At 47.2% G+C, this 17655-nt stretch carries 16 protein-coding genes; 12 read left to right on the forward strand and 4 right to left on the reverse strand.

Annotated features, from left to right (window positions below; all coding sequences use genetic code 11):
- Window positions 1-50: 50 nt before the first annotated feature.
- The gene (locus R7V76_RS08505) at window positions 51-962 is read right to left on the reverse strand and encodes a hypothetical protein (protein ID WP_318092047.1); all 912 of its coding nucleotides are present in this window, start codon (window positions 960-962) and stop codon (window positions 51-53) included.
- A 187-nt stretch (window positions 963-1149) separates the two neighbouring features.
- Between R7V76_RS08505 and nfsA the strand changes: the two genes are divergently transcribed.
- The 5 genes from nfsA (at window position 1150) to R7V76_RS08530 (ending at window position 5095) form a co-directional block, all read left to right on the forward strand.
- Window positions 1150-1896 carry an oxygen-insensitive NADPH nitroreductase gene (gene nfsA / locus R7V76_RS08510; protein ID WP_318092048.1) on the forward strand — a complete coding sequence of 249 codons (747 nt, stop codon included), beginning with the start codon at window positions 1150-1152 and terminating at the stop codon, window positions 1894-1896.
- Window positions 1897-1910: 14 nt separating this feature from the next.
- Window positions 1911-3128, forward strand: a complete 1218-nt coding sequence (locus R7V76_RS08515) for an LCP family protein (RefSeq protein WP_318092049.1) — start codon at window positions 1911-1913, stop codon at window positions 3126-3128.
- A 79-nt stretch (window positions 3129-3207) separates the two neighbouring features.
- Window positions 3208-3918 carry an NAD(P)-binding oxidoreductase gene (locus R7V76_RS08520; protein ID WP_318092050.1) on the forward strand — a complete coding sequence of 237 codons (711 nt, stop codon included), beginning with the start codon at window positions 3208-3210 and terminating at the stop codon, window positions 3916-3918.
- Window positions 3919-4095: 177 nt separating this feature from the next.
- Window positions 4096-4641, forward strand: coding sequence for a TlpA family protein disulfide reductase (locus R7V76_RS08525; RefSeq protein WP_318092051.1), 546 nt, complete (start codon window positions 4096-4098; stop codon window positions 4639-4641).
- A 4-nt stretch (window positions 4642-4645) separates the two neighbouring features.
- The gene (locus tag R7V76_RS08530; protein WP_318092053.1) at window positions 4646-5095 is read left to right on the forward strand and encodes a hypothetical protein; all 450 of its coding nucleotides are present in this window, start codon (window positions 4646-4648) and stop codon (window positions 5093-5095) included.
- Window positions 5096-5182: 87 nt separating this feature from the next.
- Here R7V76_RS08530 and R7V76_RS08535 read toward each other — a convergent pair whose 3' ends face one another.
- Both R7V76_RS08535 and nhaC read right to left on the reverse strand, forming a co-directional pair.
- The gene (locus tag R7V76_RS08535; RefSeq protein ID WP_012369470.1) at window positions 5183-5392 is read right to left on the reverse strand and encodes a DUF3006 domain-containing protein; all 210 of its coding nucleotides are present in this window, start codon (window positions 5390-5392) and stop codon (window positions 5183-5185) included.
- 257 nt (window positions 5393-5649) lie between these two features.
- The gene (nhaC, locus tag R7V76_RS08540; RefSeq protein WP_318092054.1) at window positions 5650-7023 is read right to left on the reverse strand and encodes a Na+/H+ antiporter NhaC; all 1374 of its coding nucleotides are present in this window, start codon (window positions 7021-7023) and stop codon (window positions 5650-5652) included.
- A gap of 502 nt (window positions 7024-7525) precedes the next feature.
- Between nhaC and argC the strand changes: the two genes are divergently transcribed.
- From argC to argF, 7 genes are read left to right on the forward strand one after another with little or no spacing between them, the layout of a single operon-like run.
- On the forward strand, window positions 7526-8557 hold the full coding sequence (gene argC / locus R7V76_RS08545; protein ID WP_318092055.1) for an N-acetyl-gamma-glutamyl-phosphate reductase: 1032 nt from the start codon (window positions 7526-7528) through the stop codon (window positions 8555-8557).
- Between the two features lie 14 nt (window positions 8558-8571).
- Window positions 8572-9789, forward strand: coding sequence for a bifunctional glutamate N-acetyltransferase/amino-acid acetyltransferase ArgJ (argJ, locus tag R7V76_RS08550; protein ID WP_318092056.1), 1218 nt, complete (start codon window positions 8572-8574; stop codon window positions 9787-9789).
- Window positions 9786-10559, forward strand: coding sequence for an acetylglutamate kinase (gene argB, locus R7V76_RS08555; protein WP_318092057.1), 774 nt, complete (start codon window positions 9786-9788; stop codon window positions 10557-10559). The genes argJ and argB overlap by 4 nt, the downstream gene beginning before the upstream one ends.
- Window positions 10525-11667, forward strand: coding sequence for an acetylornithine transaminase (locus R7V76_RS08560; RefSeq protein WP_318092058.1), 1143 nt, complete (start codon window positions 10525-10527; stop codon window positions 11665-11667). The genes argB and R7V76_RS08560 overlap by 35 nt, the downstream gene beginning before the upstream one ends.
- Window positions 11664-12719, forward strand: coding sequence for a carbamoyl phosphate synthase small subunit (locus tag R7V76_RS08565; protein ID WP_318092059.1), 1056 nt, complete (start codon window positions 11664-11666; stop codon window positions 12717-12719). Before R7V76_RS08560 ends, R7V76_RS08565 begins: the two co-directional genes overlap by 4 nt.
- A complete protein-coding gene (gene carB / locus R7V76_RS08570; RefSeq protein WP_318092061.1) occupies window positions 12706-15738 on the forward strand; it encodes a carbamoyl-phosphate synthase (glutamine-hydrolyzing) large subunit in 3033 nt (1010 codons plus the stop codon). Before R7V76_RS08565 ends, carB begins: the two co-directional genes overlap by 14 nt.
- Entirely contained in the window at window positions 15735-16673 is a 939-nt protein-coding gene (gene argF / locus R7V76_RS08575) for an ornithine carbamoyltransferase (RefSeq protein WP_318092063.1), read from the forward strand. The genes carB and argF overlap by 4 nt, the downstream gene beginning before the upstream one ends.
- A gap of 50 nt (window positions 16674-16723) precedes the next feature.
- Here argF and R7V76_RS08580 read toward each other — a convergent pair whose 3' ends face one another.
- Window positions 16724-17533: an MBL fold metallo-hydrolase gene (locus R7V76_RS08580; RefSeq protein WP_318092065.1), complete on the reverse strand. Its 810-nt coding sequence runs from the start codon at window positions 17531-17533 to the stop codon at window positions 16724-16726.
- Window positions 17534-17655 lie beyond the last annotated feature (122 nt).

Raw genomic sequence — 17655 nt, forward strand, 5'->3', positions numbered from 1 at the left:
TTCTCGGAATTTGCCGAAGAACGTTTCGTCTTTTTTGCGTGGATTTCAGCTTAAAAGTGAATATGTTTACGTCGTCCAACCCGTTCAATCCGATCATGTTCATCCTTTAATCCGGCTTGTTCAAGCAAGCTAAGATAATACCGGAAGGGCGTCGAACGATGTGAGAAATAAGGAATATATTCCGTAAACAACATCGTTTCAGCGCGTTCGAGTTCACGTAAGGCGATCAGGGCATGCAGTTCGGCGAAACGGATTTCTTGATACAAAACCAGCATATCAGCATCGACACGAACTTTCGCTCGGAGTTTCTTGGCATGCGTGTTCAATAAGGCAACATAAGCCTCCCGTTCACTGACGTCCGTACAATGTGTGAGGACGGCGAGGAAAAGGTCACTGCGTTCCGTGTCGACATCAATCGGTACCTTGACGGCAGTATAAATGGCGCGTTGCATCCATGTCTGATCCGGTGCGTCCAGTTTGTAATACCCGACCAGCTCTTCGAATAGTTCAACTTGTGTGACCTTAATCAGTCGGAAGGGATCGTTACTTAAAAAAAGCGGTTCTTCTCCGGCGGCTGAAGAAAGTAAAAAAAAGAATTCCTCAAAAGCAACCCGTGTTCCGTTTTTTCGACCGATATAATGGCGCAAATGTTTAAGCAGGCGTTTTGCCGTCACGTACCAATTTTTTTGTTCGCGGACGGAGACCAGCTCATTCGGCTCCAAGTACTGTAAATCATACGCGAGTTGAATGAATTGTTCTGTTTGTTCAATCGCCTGTTCGACAGTCGGTTGATCCTGTTCTTTTTGTAATCCTTTGTACTTCGCAAACTGGGATAACATCAAATCAAGATCTTTTTCTTCGATGACTTGTTTCGGAAGTTGACGATAGATTTCTACGATGATGTCGCGAAGGGTCGTATCGCCATATTGTTCAAGTAAAAGACGCAGTTTACGAATTCTCATGATCGCCCTCCTTCGACAAAAAAGACACAATAGTAGTTCTATCCTTTTCCCGATTTTTTTAAGAAGTAATCGGCAGTGCATGGAATTCAAAAATGATTGTTTTGGAACACGGGTAGCTAACATTTGCACTTCCGGAAAGGTTTGCCTATCGTTAAGAGAATCATTAACAAAAAGGGAGCGATTATTCATGAATGAAACAATCGAACATTTACTTAACCACCGGTCTATCCGTAAATTCAAACCTCATCAATTAGATCAAGAGACAGTCGAAACACTCGTCCGTTCGGCACAGTCTGCATCTACGTCTTCTTATCAGCAGGCCTATGCCATCATCGGCGTGGAGGACGAAGCACTTAAACGACAATTGGTGGACGTAGCGAGCGGTCAATCTTACGTCGCTGAGAACAGTTACTTCTTCGTTTTTTGTATCGATTATCATAAACACATCCTGGCGGCAGAAATTGCATCCGGTTCCGTGGACCGGACGGTCGAAACGACGGAAGCCTTGATTGTCGGTGCGGTCGATGCCGGTTTAGCCGCCCAAAATCTAGTTATTGCAGCGGAATCGTTAGGATATGGCACAGTTTATATCGGTTCATTACGAAATGACGCTGCTAAAGTAAGTGAATTGTTGAGCTTGCCGGATCATGTCGTTCCGTTATTTGGAGTCGCAGTCGGGATTCCAGACCAACAGCCGGGTAAAAAACCCCGCCTTCCGATGGATGCGGTCTTCCACCGGAATACGTATACTAATGACGACACGATGCGTGAATTGTTGTCGCAATATGAAGAAGAAACGTCTACGTATTATGGAGAACGAACAGATGGACGCCGGACGGAAGGATGGGTTTATCAGATGGCTGCTTCGATGAAGGAGCCGAAACGGACGTATATGCGTGACTTTTTACAGGAAAAACACTTAGCCCGAGATTGATACGGAGGTAACCTATGGAAGAATTTCATTCAGGACGTTCCCGTTTAGAGCGCAGACGTCAGGAAGAATTGCGTGAATCAGAGAAGATGGATCAGGAGAAAGTATCCCGCGAATCCATGGATCAAAATCACGAAGGCGAACGATCTGCCAGTCAACGGTATTTAGATGAGCCGTCGGAAAAAACGCCTGCCCGGAAAGAGGTATCAAGACGTTCTGAAAAGCGCTTGCAGGCCGGAGCCGGAATCATCGTGCGTTCAGGAACAAGACTGGCGAGTATGGCCTTGAATCGTTTCAGCCAACGCCGTGCGTCAAGAAGCAACAGAACGAAAGAGCCGGTGCGTGAAGTAGAAGCTGAACAGCGGTTAAAAAAACAGCCTGTTCCGAAAAAGAAACGTCGCTTCAAATCAAAGCTGATCGGTTTATTATTACTCGTCCTGATTGGAGCCGTTCTTTTTAGTTCACAACCGTTTACGTTTCTTCTGATCGGAAGTGACGCCCGACCGGGAGAGTCATTACGCGGTTCGAGATCAGATTCACTGTCCGTCATGCAATTCGTACCGCTCTCACGGACGATTCAATTGACGTCGATTCCTCGTGATACGTATACGCCAATTGCCTGTGAAAATGGGAAAAAAGATAAGATCACCCATGCCTTTGCGTATGGCGGAGAAGACTGTACGAGCAGTGCAGTCAGCGGACTTCTCGAACAAGACATTGATAGTAAAATCGTCATTTCATTTGACAGCTTCATCGGATTGATTGATGAAATCGGAGGAGTCGATTTAGTGTCGACGGGAACGTTCTCGGAACAAGATGCGAGCGGAAAAGCGAATCAGTATTCGTTCCAAAAAGGAAAAGAATATCACATGGATGGCGCAATGGCGTTAGCCTATTCCCGTCACCGTAAAACGGATACAGACGTGGCACGGGCAAACCGACAGTCAGAAGTCATCCAAGCCGTGGCGACACATTTGATGAAACCGACGGGATGGTCCAGTATTCCCGGCGCACACAGGTATATGAAAGAAGAAATGAATCTCGATGTCAGCATCCGTCAAATGATGACGGCGGGACTATCACTCGCGCTGTTTTCGAAGCGGGAACACCTCGAAGTCGAAGGTGTCAGTGAGCGGATGAATGGTATTTTCTACGATTTCCCTAAGGAAAAAGAACTGAAGGACTTGCGTGCGAAACTCGATACGACGTTTTATGGGACATTAAAAAACGATTAATTTTTCAAAACGGGTTTGTACTTTCTCGAACAGTGGAAATTACTAAAGGTGACTAATCTATCGAGGAGGGACCTATCATATGAAAGTATTAGTTGTAGGTGCATCAGGTACAATCGGAGCTCGTGTCGTCAAGTCGCTCGCTAAAGGTCATCAAGTTACGGTTATCGTCCGCCATCAGCATTTAGTGGAACGATTTGAAAAACTTGGTGTTAAAGCGCACTATGTCGATATCGAAACAGAACTCGAAAAAGTCATCGAACAGGGTGTTTCCGGTCAAGACGCTGTCATTTGTGCAGCGACAGCCGGTGTTGACGGGGAACCAACTGAAATCGAGTTACTTGACCGGACGGTTGCTTTAAAAACGATTGATGCTGCGAAAAAGGCGCGCGTTCGTCATTTCGTCCTCCTCAGTGCCTATGGTGCTGATCGTCCGAACCAATTCAAAAAAGAGATGTATCCGTTCTACGCTGCCAAAAATGCAGCCGAAGAACAGATTGAACATAGTGGACTCACATATACCATCATTTGTCCGGTTAACATCGTTGACGGAGAAGGGCGCGGATTGATTGAGGCCGATGAAGACTTGAAGGACGTCAAGGAAGCAACGATTTCCGAAACGGATGTTGCCTCCATCCTGGTCGCTTCGGTCGACAATCGGGCACTCTTTAATCGCCGGCTGGAAGTCAAAGAAGGTAAAACGACATTAAACGAAGCACTCGGCGGAGATGAAGCGGTTGGAAGCGTTAAAGACAACCGTCAAGTCAAAAAACAATTGCCGCGTTATAATTAATGAACGAGACAATATGAAAATCGTTGACAGGAGTTGGAGAGTATCCGACTCCTGTTTTTTGTGCGTCAAATACATTTCATCTGAGCGGAAAAAAAGGTCAGCACCAATCTGCCTTTTTTGTCACAAATCAAGCGGACGATTCTGCTACACTACATACATAGAGGAGTGACGAAATCAGTGAAAAAATATGTAGTGTACCTGATGGCGGCAATCATCATTTCGGGAATTGCCTATACAAGCTACAGCGCCTATCAGACGAAACAGGACCAACAACAAATGAAAGCGAAACAACAAGCAGAGGGTGGACTTGAAACAGGAATGAAAGCGCCTGACCTCGAAATAGAACAAGACGGTCGAATGATTCATTTGTCTGATTTAACGGATCAGCTCATCGTTATTAATTTTTGGGCAACCTGGTGCCCCCCTTGTCAGCAGGAAATACCGGAATTAAACGCCTTTGCCAAATCGACATCAATCCCGGTGTACGGCATCAACGTGACGACTGCGGAAAGACGGTTGAGTGATGTAAAACAGTTTTTGAAAAAAACGCCGATTACGTACTCGGTACTTTATGATACGAAAGGACAATCGGAAAAAACGTATCAGTTAGTGGCGATGCCGGCGACTTACATTATTGATCAAACAGGGATGATTGTCGGAAAACATGTCGGACCCGTTACACAAGAGATGTTGAAAGAGATGGTGCGGAAGATCGGAGGATAACCGGATGGAGTTATATTGTGCGGTATGTACGTATCGTCAAATCATTGAAATCGGTCAGCAGGAAGAGTGGAAAGGATTTCCATCGGTGTTGACGTATGGGATGGAAAGTTACGCATCAGCATTACCTTTTTTATTTGTTCCACCGTATCAAGAGCCGCTCGTCAGTCGCCAAAAAATTGATGACCGGATACGAGCCGAGTTGATTCGGACATATCATGCCCATATTGAGGAAATTGAAGACGGATGGGTACCGCATCAATATGATGTCTTTCGGTGTCCGACCTGTCAGCAAATCTCTACCCGGTTTTGGTGCGCCTTGTTTTTGAAAGGGGCAATCATTGAACCGGTCCATCGCTGTGAACAAGATGATTCTGTTTTGGTCCGACTTTCTTTGGATGAGCTCACACAAACGCCCTGTCCAAGCTGCGCTGAACAGACGCTCGAAATCCGTTAACAGACAAAAGCCACCTGTCGCAAGAAACGACTATTCGAGACAATATGTCTGTTAGTCATTTTAAGCGGTCAGGTGGCTTTTTAAGTGTCAACCCATTTGCCGAAACGAAAACGTTTGAAAGGAAGACTGGGTAGAGTTAGTTGCATCAATTGAGTAATTTGATCCGTCGAATAATATTGTATCACCAAGCCTTGCTTCAGTAGGCAAATAGCGGCGTGGGATGAAACTTGAACCATTCTCCCAGAGAAGAACAGCATATTTGCCATCAAGCCGTTCCAGTGTGCCACGTTTGATCATAATCGAACTCCTCCTACAAAATTACATCGAACGCATCCTTAGGGTCAGGTGCAAGTTTCTCTTTTTATAATTCGCTGTAATTTTTTAATCTTATGTTTGGTATATTCCCATTTCCTTTTGAATTTACACATGTTTATTTGTAATTGCTGAATTCTGTACAATATTTGTCAAACAAAGTGAAAAGGAATATATTTTCGAATGATTTTCAAGAAAAAAGCAGAACTGATTTTTCAGTTCTGCTTAAGGAAAGCCATCGGTTAAGCTGCCAAATCTTTTGCAGCTTGTTTGGTAGGACGGGTAAAAGCAAAAACAAAAGTGAAGAAAGGCGACAGTAACAAGAAAAAGGCAAATGGGACATATGCAGTAACCGGGACACCGAGTGTTGAAGCGAAGAACGCACCGGATACCCCCCAAGGAATCAACGGATTCACAAGAGTTCCGCCGTCTTCCAGAGCCCGTGAGAGAAAGCGCGGATCAATCGAACGGTCTTTAAAGATCTGTTTAAACGCTTGACCGGGTAACAGGATAGACAAGTATTGTTCACCGGCCATGAAGTTGACGCCGATTGAAGCGAGTGCAGCCGATGAGATGATGCTACCGTCCCGTTTTAATTTTGAAACCGTGTTTTCGATGATGACATCGATGACGCCAATTCCACGAAGGACACCGCCGAAAGCTAGAGCAAGCATGACGAGTGAAACGGACCACATCATCGACTGGAGACCGCCTTTGCTGACGATGCTTGCAACCGTGTCATTGGCTGTTTCAATCTTTAATCCGTTTTGGATGACGCTCATCCATTGTCCGATGTTCCAGTTGCCTTGTGTTAATCCAGTTAACAGGAGACCGCTCAGGACGCCGACGATCAGAGTCGGAACGACGGGTGTTTTACGTAATGCAAGAATCATTACGAGTAACGGTGACAGCAATGTCCATGGTGAGAGATTAAACAGACGTGTTAATTCCTGTTGGGTGGACACAATAGTTTGTGAATCAATCGAACCGTCTCCCCGTCCAAAGATGAAGAACAGAATGAACGTGATCGTAATGGCAGGAATTGTTGTTCCCATCATAAAACGAATATGATCAAAGACCGAGACATTGATGATTCCCGGTGCAAAATTCGTTGTATCGGATAAAGGGGACATCTTATCTCCGAAACAGGCACCGCTGATGATGGCACCTGCGGCAAGGGCTGGATTAACACCAAGTGCGACTGCGATTCCCATCAAAGCAACACCGACCGTTCCGATCGTTGTAAAGGAACTCCCGGTAAACGTCGAAACGACCATCGTAATGATTAAAGCGCTTGGTGCGAACCACGTTGCAGAAAGTGTTTCAAGTCCGTAATGAAGGAGTGTCGGAACAGCTCCGCTCATCATCCAGACGGCAATTGTCATACCGACAAGCAGCATGATTAAGATCGGTTTGATGGCTTCACGAATTCCGTTAATCATATGTTGTTCCAGTTGTTCATAACGGAAACCGCGGACAGCGGCATAGGCGACGACAAAAATCAAACTGGATAATATAGCGAGATGCGGTTCGGCTTTGGCACCGAATATGACGGATAATAAGATAATGATACTAATTCCTAGGACAGCTGCGGATTCACGAAAAGACATACGCATGCTTCCACCTCCTTAAGTTCTATGTTGCGTTTATGCTTGTTTGCTTTTACGTGCGAAAGTAAAGTGAAGAACAGTTGTTATGTTAAAGGATATGAATTCATTCGTCAACTATCTGGATTCCGCTCTAAATGACAGGATAAATAGAAAATGTGACGAAAATTTGTCGTAAACGCTTTCTTTTTCGACGGAAATCTTGCACAATAGGAAATAAGAGATGTCGATTTTGTGAACAGGAGGAGATACATATGTTTACTGCAATTTTTGTCGTAGTCATTGCGTTAATGGGAGCCAGTGTTTACGGAATTGATCACATGGTCGCTCAACGTGCGGAAAAAAGATAATTTCATTTCGGATAAAAAAAGGCTTTGATCAGTCACATCTAATGAGATGTCATTGATCAAAGCCTTTTTTTTATGTTTAAAATAAATAAAAATTCATTTGACAGTATAAATATACATATGTTTAAATCGAGTTATCATTTAAGGACAAAGGGGTTTCGACGATGAAATGTACGATTGTAGGTGCGACCGGATATGCTGCGATTGAGCTGATACGCCTGATTGAATTACATCCTCATTTGGAAATCGTCTCATTGATCAGCGATTCGCAAACCAATCAGGAAATGAATGATTTATACAGTTTCATGAATAATAAACAATTTCCTGTACTGACAGCATTTTCACTGGAACAGATTGAAGCGGTTGAAACAGATCTTTTATTTTTAGCGACGCCGAGTGGAGTTTCCACGAAGTATCTGAAACAGCTGGATGACTGGAAAGGGACGGTCATCGATTTGAGCGGAGACTTGCGTCTTGAAAAATCATTGTATGAAAAATGGTATCCCCATGAAGGCGTCGATGCGGTTCTCCAGAAAAAAGCAACCTACGGACTGACGGAATGGAAGCGGGAGCAAATCAAGGACAGTCGTTTAATTGCCAATCCGGGTTGTTATGCCACGGCTGTCTTACTCGGATTATTACCGCTATTAGAAGAGCGGGTGATTGATCCGTCGCAAATCATCATTCATGCGAGCTCCGGCTTGTCGGGAGCAGGAAAAACATTGACGGAACAAACACACCACGTTCGATCAAGCGAAAATGTCCGATTGTACAAAATGAACCAACATCAACATATTCCGGAAATCGAATCGATTGCTGAAGACATCACAGGACAAAAAATCATCGTGTCACTTGCGACGTATCTCGTTCCACTTAACCGTGGCATCATGGCGACGATGACGTTACAGCCCCTCGTTGAAAAAACGGAAGCAGAGTGGCGGACATGGTTCATTGAAAAATATAAACAGGAATCCTTTATCCGTGTCGGACAAACGGATCCGGAAATCAAATCGGCAGCCGGAAGCAACTATTGTGACATTTCGGTCTATCTGGATACACGTACGGGAAGACTGACGGTCATATCCGTGCTGGATAACATGCAAAAAGGCGCAGCAGGACAAGCGATTCAAAATGCCAATGTCATTGGCGGATATCCAGAAACACTAGGTCTGACACAACAGCCATTCTTTATATAGAGGGGACCATAACTATGTTAAATATACAACTGACATCACCATTGACCGTGACGACACCAAAAGGATTCAAGGCGACGGGAGTTCATGTCGGGCTCAGACGCAAACGGAAAGATTTAGCACTTTTATTATGTGAAGCGGGTGCCGATGCGGCAGCGGTTTACACGACCAATCAGGTCCAGGCTGCACCGATTACCGTAACGAAACAGGCAATGGCGACATCGGGTGGAAAAGTCCATGCCGTTTTAGTCAACAGCGGGAATGCCAATGCCTGTACAGGTCAGCTCGGACTCGAACATGCCTATGCCTCCCAACAAGCCGTTGCCGATCAGTTTCAATTGGCACAGGAACATGTTGTCATCGCTTCGACCGGCATCATCGGACAGCCGCTCGCAATCGATACGTTACTTCAAGGAATTGAGCAGTTGCAGCCGGATGAAGGTGAAGAACAAGCCGATGATTTTGCCCTGGCGATTTTAACGACCGATACCGGTACGAAGACGGCTGGACGTCAAATCTGGTTAAACGGCGAGTTGGTTTCAGTCTGCGGAGTGGCCAAAGGTTCGGGCATGATTCATCCGAATATGGCGACGATGCTCGGTTTTTTAACGACTGATGCCTCAATTCCTTCGCCGTTATTACAGGACATCTTGAAGTCTGCAGTCAACCGGACGTTTAACTGCATCACCGTCGACGGTGACAGTTCGACGAATGACATGGTGATGATTCTTGCAAGCGGAGCCGCACAAGCAGAGCCGCTTCAACCGGAGACGGACGAAATCGGGCAGTTCCAACAAGCGGTTGAGGAAGTATGCCAAGATTTAGCGAAGCAAATTGCACGTGACGGAGAAGGGGCGACGAAGCTGATTGAAGTCAACGTACATGGTACGGCGAACGAATGGACTGCCCGGAAAATTGCCAAACAGATTGTGGGGTCTTCCCTCGTGAAAACAGCGATTTTCGGTGAAGATGCGAACTGGGGCCGAATCATCGCAGCGGTCGGCAGTATCGATGAACCGATTGATGTCGGACAAATTGATATCCGGATCGGTTCCCAGTGGGTTCTGCGTCACAGCATGCCGGTTTTATTCGACGAATCGTTGGCTTCCCGTGAACTGGCGCAAGAGGTTGTGGAAATCGAAGTCAATTTAAATCAAGGACCTGCCAGCGGTCATGCTTTCGGTTGTGACTTGACGTATGACTATATCAAAATCAATGCGAGTTACCGGACATGACAAAACGTAAATTGATCAAATTGGGCGGAAGTGTCTTCGAACAGCTGGACCCGCGTTATTACGAAGAATGGAGTCAGTGGCTTGCTGAGAAAAATGAATTGATCATCCTCCACGGTGGTGGACCGGCTTTATCGGCCTATTGCCGGGACATGAATATTAAAGCGGAATTCAACAACGGGATCCGGGTGACGACAGAGCAGGTTCTGCTGGGAGCGGAACGGGTGCTTGGAGGAGAAGTGCAATCAAAAATCGTCTATGCACTGAATGAAAACGGGCTGCCGGCAATCGGCTTGACGGGAATTGACGGAGCCAGTATTCGGGGAAAGCAGCAACCGGCTTTCGGGGCAGTCGGACACGTCACACGGGTGGATTCAAAATTATTTACGACATTGATGGCATCGGGATTCCTTCCTGTCGTCACCTCTCTGATTACAGGGACGGAAGGGACGTTGAATTGTAATGGGGACACCTGTGCGATTGCTGTAGCGAAAGGACTCGCTGTCGATGAATTCGAACTACTGACGGATGTATCCGGTGTCCGGCTGAATGGCACCTTCCAGTCAGAAGTGACGGTCGCGGAACTGGAGGAGGGAATCGAATCAACGGAAATCAACGGAGGCATGATTCCGAAAGTTGAAGCCGTCATCGAAGCCGTCCGACAAGGAATAAACCGGGTTAAGATTCGTTCAGGACAAGACGTGACGAGCCGGGGGACACGGATCAAGGAGGAAACCAATGAGCGCTTTACTACCGACGTATTTACGTCATGACATTGAATTGGTTGAAGGGAACGGATCGTTCGTACAAGACAAGGCAGGCAAAAACTATCTGGATTTCGTGATGGGAATTGCCGTCTGCAACACCGGTCATCGACATCCGCATGTGGAACAGGCGTTACAAGAACAACTTCAAAAATTATGGCATACGTCTAATTTATTCATGAGCAGTAAACAGGAGCGTGTTGCCGCGATGTTGACGGAAAACAGTCATTTGAGCCATGTCTTCTTTTGTAACAGCGGGACGGAAGCGAATGAAGGGGCATTTAAGCTGATTCGGAAATGGACACAGAAAAAAGAAATCCTGACGTTTAGTCAGTCGTTTCACGGAAGAACCTTTGCCATGATGGGAGCCACAGGTCAAGACAAGATTAAAGCCGGGTTCGGAGAAATGGTTCCGGATTTCAAGCATCTGACCTTTAACGATTTTGACAGCCTTGAAATGATAACGAACCAGACGGCTGCCGTTTGGCTTGAAGTGATTCAGGGAGAAGGCGGTGTCATCGTAGCGGAAAACGCCTGGTTGGAAGCGTTGATGGAGAAAGCTCGACAGTATGATGTGAAAGTAGTCATCGATGAAGTCCAGACAGGAATCGGAAGAACCGGATCGCGTTTCGCCTTTGAGCAAACGCCGTTAAAGCCGGATATCATTACCGTGGCAAAAGGTCTCGGAAGCGGATTCCCGGTCGGAGCCATCATTACGACACCGGAAGCGACGACTGTTTTCACACCGGGTACCCACGGATCGACGTTCGGAGGAAATCCGTTGGCGATGGCAGCGGCAGAAGCGACACTGGACGTCTTGCTAAACGAGCAACAAATGAAACAAGTCCAACAAAAAGGACTTTATTTGATGCAACAACTGAAGCAATTGCCGGAGACGATGGTTGTTGATGTGCGGGGACGCGGACTGATGATCGGAATTGAATTTCATGAACCGGTCTCATCCCTGATTACAGCGTTGCAACAAGCCGGAATGCTCGTCGTCAGCGCGGGACCGAATGTCATTCGATTGTTACCTTCATTGTTCGTCACGGAACAAGAGCTTGATCTCGCGGTCGAAAAAATCAAAACAGTATGTCAACAGGAGGTCATGATGTGAAAGGAACAGGGGCATTAACATTAGCGGATGGACATGTATATCCAGGTGAATTGCTTGGTTCCTCGTCCGTTCAAGGAGAAGTTGTATTTTTCACGGGAATGACCGGTTATCAAGAAGTATTGACCGATCCTTCCTACCGGGGACAAATCATCGTTTTTACCTACCCGCTCATTGGACAATACGGAATTTCAGAACAGGATTCAGAAAGCCGTCAGATTCAAGTATCCGGTGTAGTCGTTCAGACATTAGCGAACAACGGATTACGGTCAGACTTGGCGGATTGGTTGGCCGCATCGGATATCCCGGTTTTGACCCAAGTCGATACACGGGCATTGGTCCATCATTTACGCAATCAGGGGGATCAGATCGGTATCCTCACAAACGAGACGTCATCTGTTCAGGAACAGTCGAACTTGATTGCCACCGTCTCGACCAAACAGCCGGAGGTTTATCCAACCGATGACGAGGGCGGACATATCGTGTGTCTCGATTACGGGGTGAAAAAATCGATGATTGAAGCCTTGCAGGAGCGCCAGATGAAAGTGACGGTCGTGCCGTTCGATACACCGAAAACAGTCATCGATAAATTAAAGCCTGACGGGTTACTTTTTTCGAATGGACCCGGAGATCCGAGCCAACTCGATCACTTGATTCCAGAAATCAAGAAACTGGCACTTGCCTATCCGACGCTTGGCATCTGCATGGGGCATCAACTGATTGCCAAAGCCTTCGGATGTCGAATCGAAAAGCAACACCATGGTCACCGTGGGGCAAATCATCCGGTCCGTCAGTTGAAAACCGGACGTGTCTTCATGACTTCACAAAATCATGGTTATGTCGTTCAAGCGGACAGCGTTCAAAAATCTGAACTGAACGTCGCTTATGAACATATCAATGACGGCTCGATTGAAGGACTGCTTCATCCGACGCATCCTATTTTGACGGTTCAGTTTCACCCGGAAGCTCATCCCGGTCCACTGGAGGCGATGGTGATATTCGATCAATTCGTAGCGGGCATCTTAAAGCAGGAGGTAGCATATGCAGGAAGCTAAAAAAGTCCTGGTCATCGGATCAGGCCCAATCGTGATTGGTCAAGCAGCGGAATTTGATTACTCGGGCACACAGGCATGTCAGACACTTCGGGAAGCGGGATGCGAGGTCATGTTGATGAATTCGAATCCGGCTACGATCATGACGGATCCCTCAACAGCGGACCATATCTATATCGAAGCAATGACGCTTGAAAAAGCGACGGCCATTATCAAACGTGAACGCCCGACCCATTTACTGGCAACAGTCGGCGGACAAACCGCCTTGAATCTGGCACTGTCGTTGGAAGAAGCAGGAGTACTGGATCAGTATCAAGTCAAACTGCTCGGGACATCCCTTGAAACGATCCGGGACGGGGAAGACCGTGAACGGTTTAAACAGCGGATGCTGGAACTGGATCAACCGCTCCCGATCAGTCAAACGATCGAGACGTTGGAGGAACTGGAAGGGTTCATGGAAAAAGCGGGCGTCCCGCTTGTTGTCCGTCCGGCGTTTACGCTCGGCGGAACCGGTGGCGGGATTGCTCAAACAAAAGAAGAAGCCCGCAAACTTGCAGCGAATGGACTTCAGGCCAGTCCGATTTCACAATGTCTCGTCGAAGCCAGCATTGCTGGTTATAAGGAAGTCGAGTACGAGGTGATGCGGGATGCCTTTGATACGACAATCATCGTCTGCAATATGGAAAATATCGACCCGGTCGGCGTGCATACGGGAGATTCTGTCGTCTTTGCACCGATTCAATCGATCTCTGACAAAATGAATCAAATCTTGCGGACGGCTTCGCGGGAAATCGTTTCTGCGCTTGGTGTCGTCGGTGGCTGTAATATTCAATTTGCAATCCATCCGACAGAACAGACCTACTATGTCATTGAGGTCAACCCCCGCGTCAGTCGGTCTTCTGCTTTAGCTTCTAAGGCGACGGGATATCCGATTGCAAAATTAGCGACCCGTCTTGCGCTCGGTGAGCGTCTTGATGACTGCATCAATCCGGTGACGAAGGAAACGATGGCCAGTTTCGAACCGGTCCTGGATTATGTCACGGCTAAAGTGCCTTGTTTCCCGTTTGATCTTTTTCCGGGAAGTGACCGGTCGCTCGGTACACAGATGAAGGCGACCGGCGAGAGCATGGCGATGGGCAAGACACTCGAGGAAGCCTTGCAAAAAGCGTGGCGCGGCGCCGGAATCGAACAAGCGCCGTTATATCCGAATTGGATGAAGCAGGCTGAAACGGAGGTCTTGTGGCATGAAGTCAATCAAATCACGGATCGCCGGTTATCGGCCATGCTGGCATTGCTCGACCGAAAAGCAGCGACGCACGAAGAACTGGCTGAAAAAACGCAGATTCAGTCCTTGTTCATCACGACGCTCGAGACATTGATTTTGATGCAGGAAACGTTGGATCTGGAATCCAAAGAGTCGCTACAACAGGCAAAACGCTTCGGATTTACAGACCAGCAGATCGCACAGATTACCGACGTTCCACTTGAAGTCGTGCAACAGCAACGGAATACTTTTTTAATTCAACCGAGTTTTCAAATGATTGACACTTGTGGAGCGGAATTTTCAAGTCTGACGCCGTATTTTTACGGCAGTTGGTCCGGCCGAACGGAAGTGACTCCGTCCAGTCGGAAAAAGGTAGCGGTTCTCGGCGCCGGACCAATCCGGATCGGTCAGGGAATTGAATTCGATTATTGTTCGGTTCATGCTGTTCGTGCTTTACAGAAAGCCGGTTATGAAACCATCATGATCAACAACAATCCAGAAACCGTTTCGACCGACTTTGAAGTGGCGGACCGTCTTTACGTTGAACCGCTGACGATTGAAGATGTTGTTCATGTACTGGAAGCAGAACAATGCCGGCAGGTGCTTGTCCAGTTTGGTGGACAGACAGCCATTACACTGGCTGCGGAACTTGAACAATTAGGATATCAGCTGTTAGGAACGACGGCCGACACGATTGACGAGATGGAAGACCGTGATCGTTTTTATCAATTCTTGGATCGACTTCAGATTGACCGCATACCGGGCCAGGAAGTATCGAACGAAGAAGAATTGACGGCGATCGTCAAGGAATTGGGGTATCCGCTGATGATCCGTCCATCGTACGTCATTGGTGGAAAAGGGATGCACCGATTAACGACAGCAACCGATTTAGAAAAACTATTGCCGGAAATGGCGTTTCCGATTTTGGTGGATGCCTATATCGAAGGACACGAGTTCGAAGTCGATTGTATTTCAGACAAGACGACGACCTACGTACCGGTCATCATGGAACAAATCGAAGCCGCCGGTGTTCACTCCGGCGACTCCACGATGATTTTGCCGCCTGTCTCAGCTCCGGCAAGCTTACAGGATGAAATCGAACGGATTGCGCAAACAATCGGTCAACATCTGGATTATCAAGGTGCCTTCAACATCCAGTTCGTCGTAAAAGATCAAACCGTCTATGTTCTCGAAATTAATCCACGGGCTTCGCGTACCTTGCCGATTGTCTCAAAGGTGACGGGACAACCGTTGCTCGAGTGGGCGGTTCAAGCCGCCATCGGAATGAAGGTTGAAGCCTTGCCGGCAACCCGGTTGACGTTACCGTTCCATGCGGTCAAGACACCGGTATTCTCGACGCTGAAGTTGCGTGGTGTCGATCCGATGACAGGTCCTGTCATGCGTTCGACCGGGGAAACATTGCAGTGGACGGAAGCGGGACTTGCCAAAGAACGGTTCGTCTTCGACCAGACGACAAAAACAGCGATGTCCAAGCGAACGCTTCGAATCTGTGGAGCGGGAACAGACGCGTGGTCAGAAGGAGCGGCAGTTAAGCCGGATACCGAGTTTGATACGTGTCTTGTGTTCTTCTCGAAATCAGAATCAGAACGGGGACAACGGGAAAAAGCGCTGGCCCAAGGAGCGATTGTCATTACTGAAGAACATCTTGCCCAATACTTCGAATCCGTCCAAACGATACCGATGTGTACCGTTAAGCCATTATCCGAATGGACGACACAAAAGGAGCGAATCCAATGACGACCACACAACGATTAAAACATTTGCTGACACTGGAAGAACTGACAGCAGAAGGTCTGACCGATCTGTTGGAACTGGCGAAAGACGTTAAAGCTTCTCCGGCAACGTATGCCCAAACACTTGCCGGAAAAAAAGTCGCGTTGCTGTTTGAAAAAGCATCGACGCGGACACGGATTTCTTTTGAAGTCGGTGTCGTCGAATTGGGAGGATATCCGGTCGTCTTAAACGGATCAGATATGCAGATCGGTCGCGGAGAGTCCCTCAGCGATACGATTCAAGTCATGAGCCGTTATGTCGACGCCTTGATGATTCGGACATTTGCACATGAAACGGTCGAGACGTTGGCGGCGCACGGAACGATTCCGATCATCAACGGATTGACCGACCTTCATCACCCGTGTCAGGTGTTGGCTGATTTACTGACGATTGAGGAGCATTTTGGTCAACGGAAAGGAAAGGTATTGGCTTATATCGGGGACGGAAACAACATGGCCCATTCATTGCTGTTAGGCGGCGCATTAAGTGGAATGACCGTTCGAATTTGTAGTCCGGCTGATTATGCACCGGATCAAACGATTATTAATCAGGCGAAGATGCTGGCACAACAATCCGGAGGACAGATTGAACAGTATACGGATCCTGTTCAAGCGGTTGCCGGTGCCGATGTCATTTACAGTGATGTATTCGCCAGTATGGGTCAGGAAGAGGAGTCAGAAGCACGTCTCAAGGCATTCGAAGGATATCAAGTGAATCAAACGTTGTTGTCGTCAGCAGCAGCGGATGTGATTTTCCTGCATTGTCTTCCGGCGCACCGCGGGGAAGAAGTGACAGCGGAAGTCATTGACGGCAGTCACTCCCTCGTATTTGATCAGGCGGAAAACCGCCTTCATGCGCAAAAAGCTTTAATGATTGAACTGATTGGAGTAATGGATTAACAGAAAAGACAGGCTCTGTTCCTTTATGGAAACAACAGCCTGTCTTTTTTTTAATCGTATTGACGCCGGGCGAGTTGCTCGGTCTGTTCTTTGGTAATCTGGCGTTTGTTTTTCTCGTGCAGACGTCCCATGAAGGATGTCCGCTGCCAAGACGGCGACCAGTCGGACTCCTTGTGTGCACGTAAGGCCAAGATATAGTCATAACTCAAATGAAGCCGTTCAATCATTTCTGTGCGAACATCACAAATATGACCGTGTCCGGGAATAAGTAACTTTACCTCATATTCATAAATAAAGGATTCGAGTAATTCAAGGGTCGTTAAGTATTCACTCGAATCATGTTCGATTAAAGGAATTTCGACGTCGGAGGCATAGTCACCACAGACAAGGAGATGAAGCGGCATGACAACAAAAGACAAATGGGTTGATTCATGACCGGGAGTCAGGAAAAAAATCAGTTTGGTTTTACCGATTGTCAATGTCGTTTCGGATTCTTCGATGACATGTGTGATATCCGGAAACAGAACGGGAGACTCGATGTAGTATTCGTCATTAAAGTTCTGCACTTCCTCAAGCGCTGTTGTCCGATCGACATCCACGAAACGACGGGAAGCAATCGCAATGGCATCTTTAAAAGCGTAAGCTCCTAGAATATGATCAAAATGAGCATGCGTATACACGATATAGAGAGGCCGATCGTGCCGGATGATTTCCACATCACGACGGATCGTTGCGATCTCATCCGGTAACCAACCCGGATCAACGACGATCAGACAATCGGGAGTCTCAATCAAAGTCGAGGTCGTTTTCATTAATGTACTTTGGTAGACCGTGACACCAGGCATCTTCATTTGAATCATGAGAGTCCTCCTCTTTTCGGGATGTAACGTTTTATATCGAACTATACCCGAAAGCAGGGGAAATGTATCCTGGAGAAAACAAAAAAGACGACTTGCAAGTTGCAAGCCGTCTGCCCTCGAAG

The organism is Exiguobacterium artemiae (assembly GCF_033342815.1).
Classification (GTDB): domain Bacteria; phylum Bacillota; class Bacilli; order Exiguobacteriales; family Exiguobacteriaceae; genus Exiguobacterium_A; species Exiguobacterium_A artemiae_A.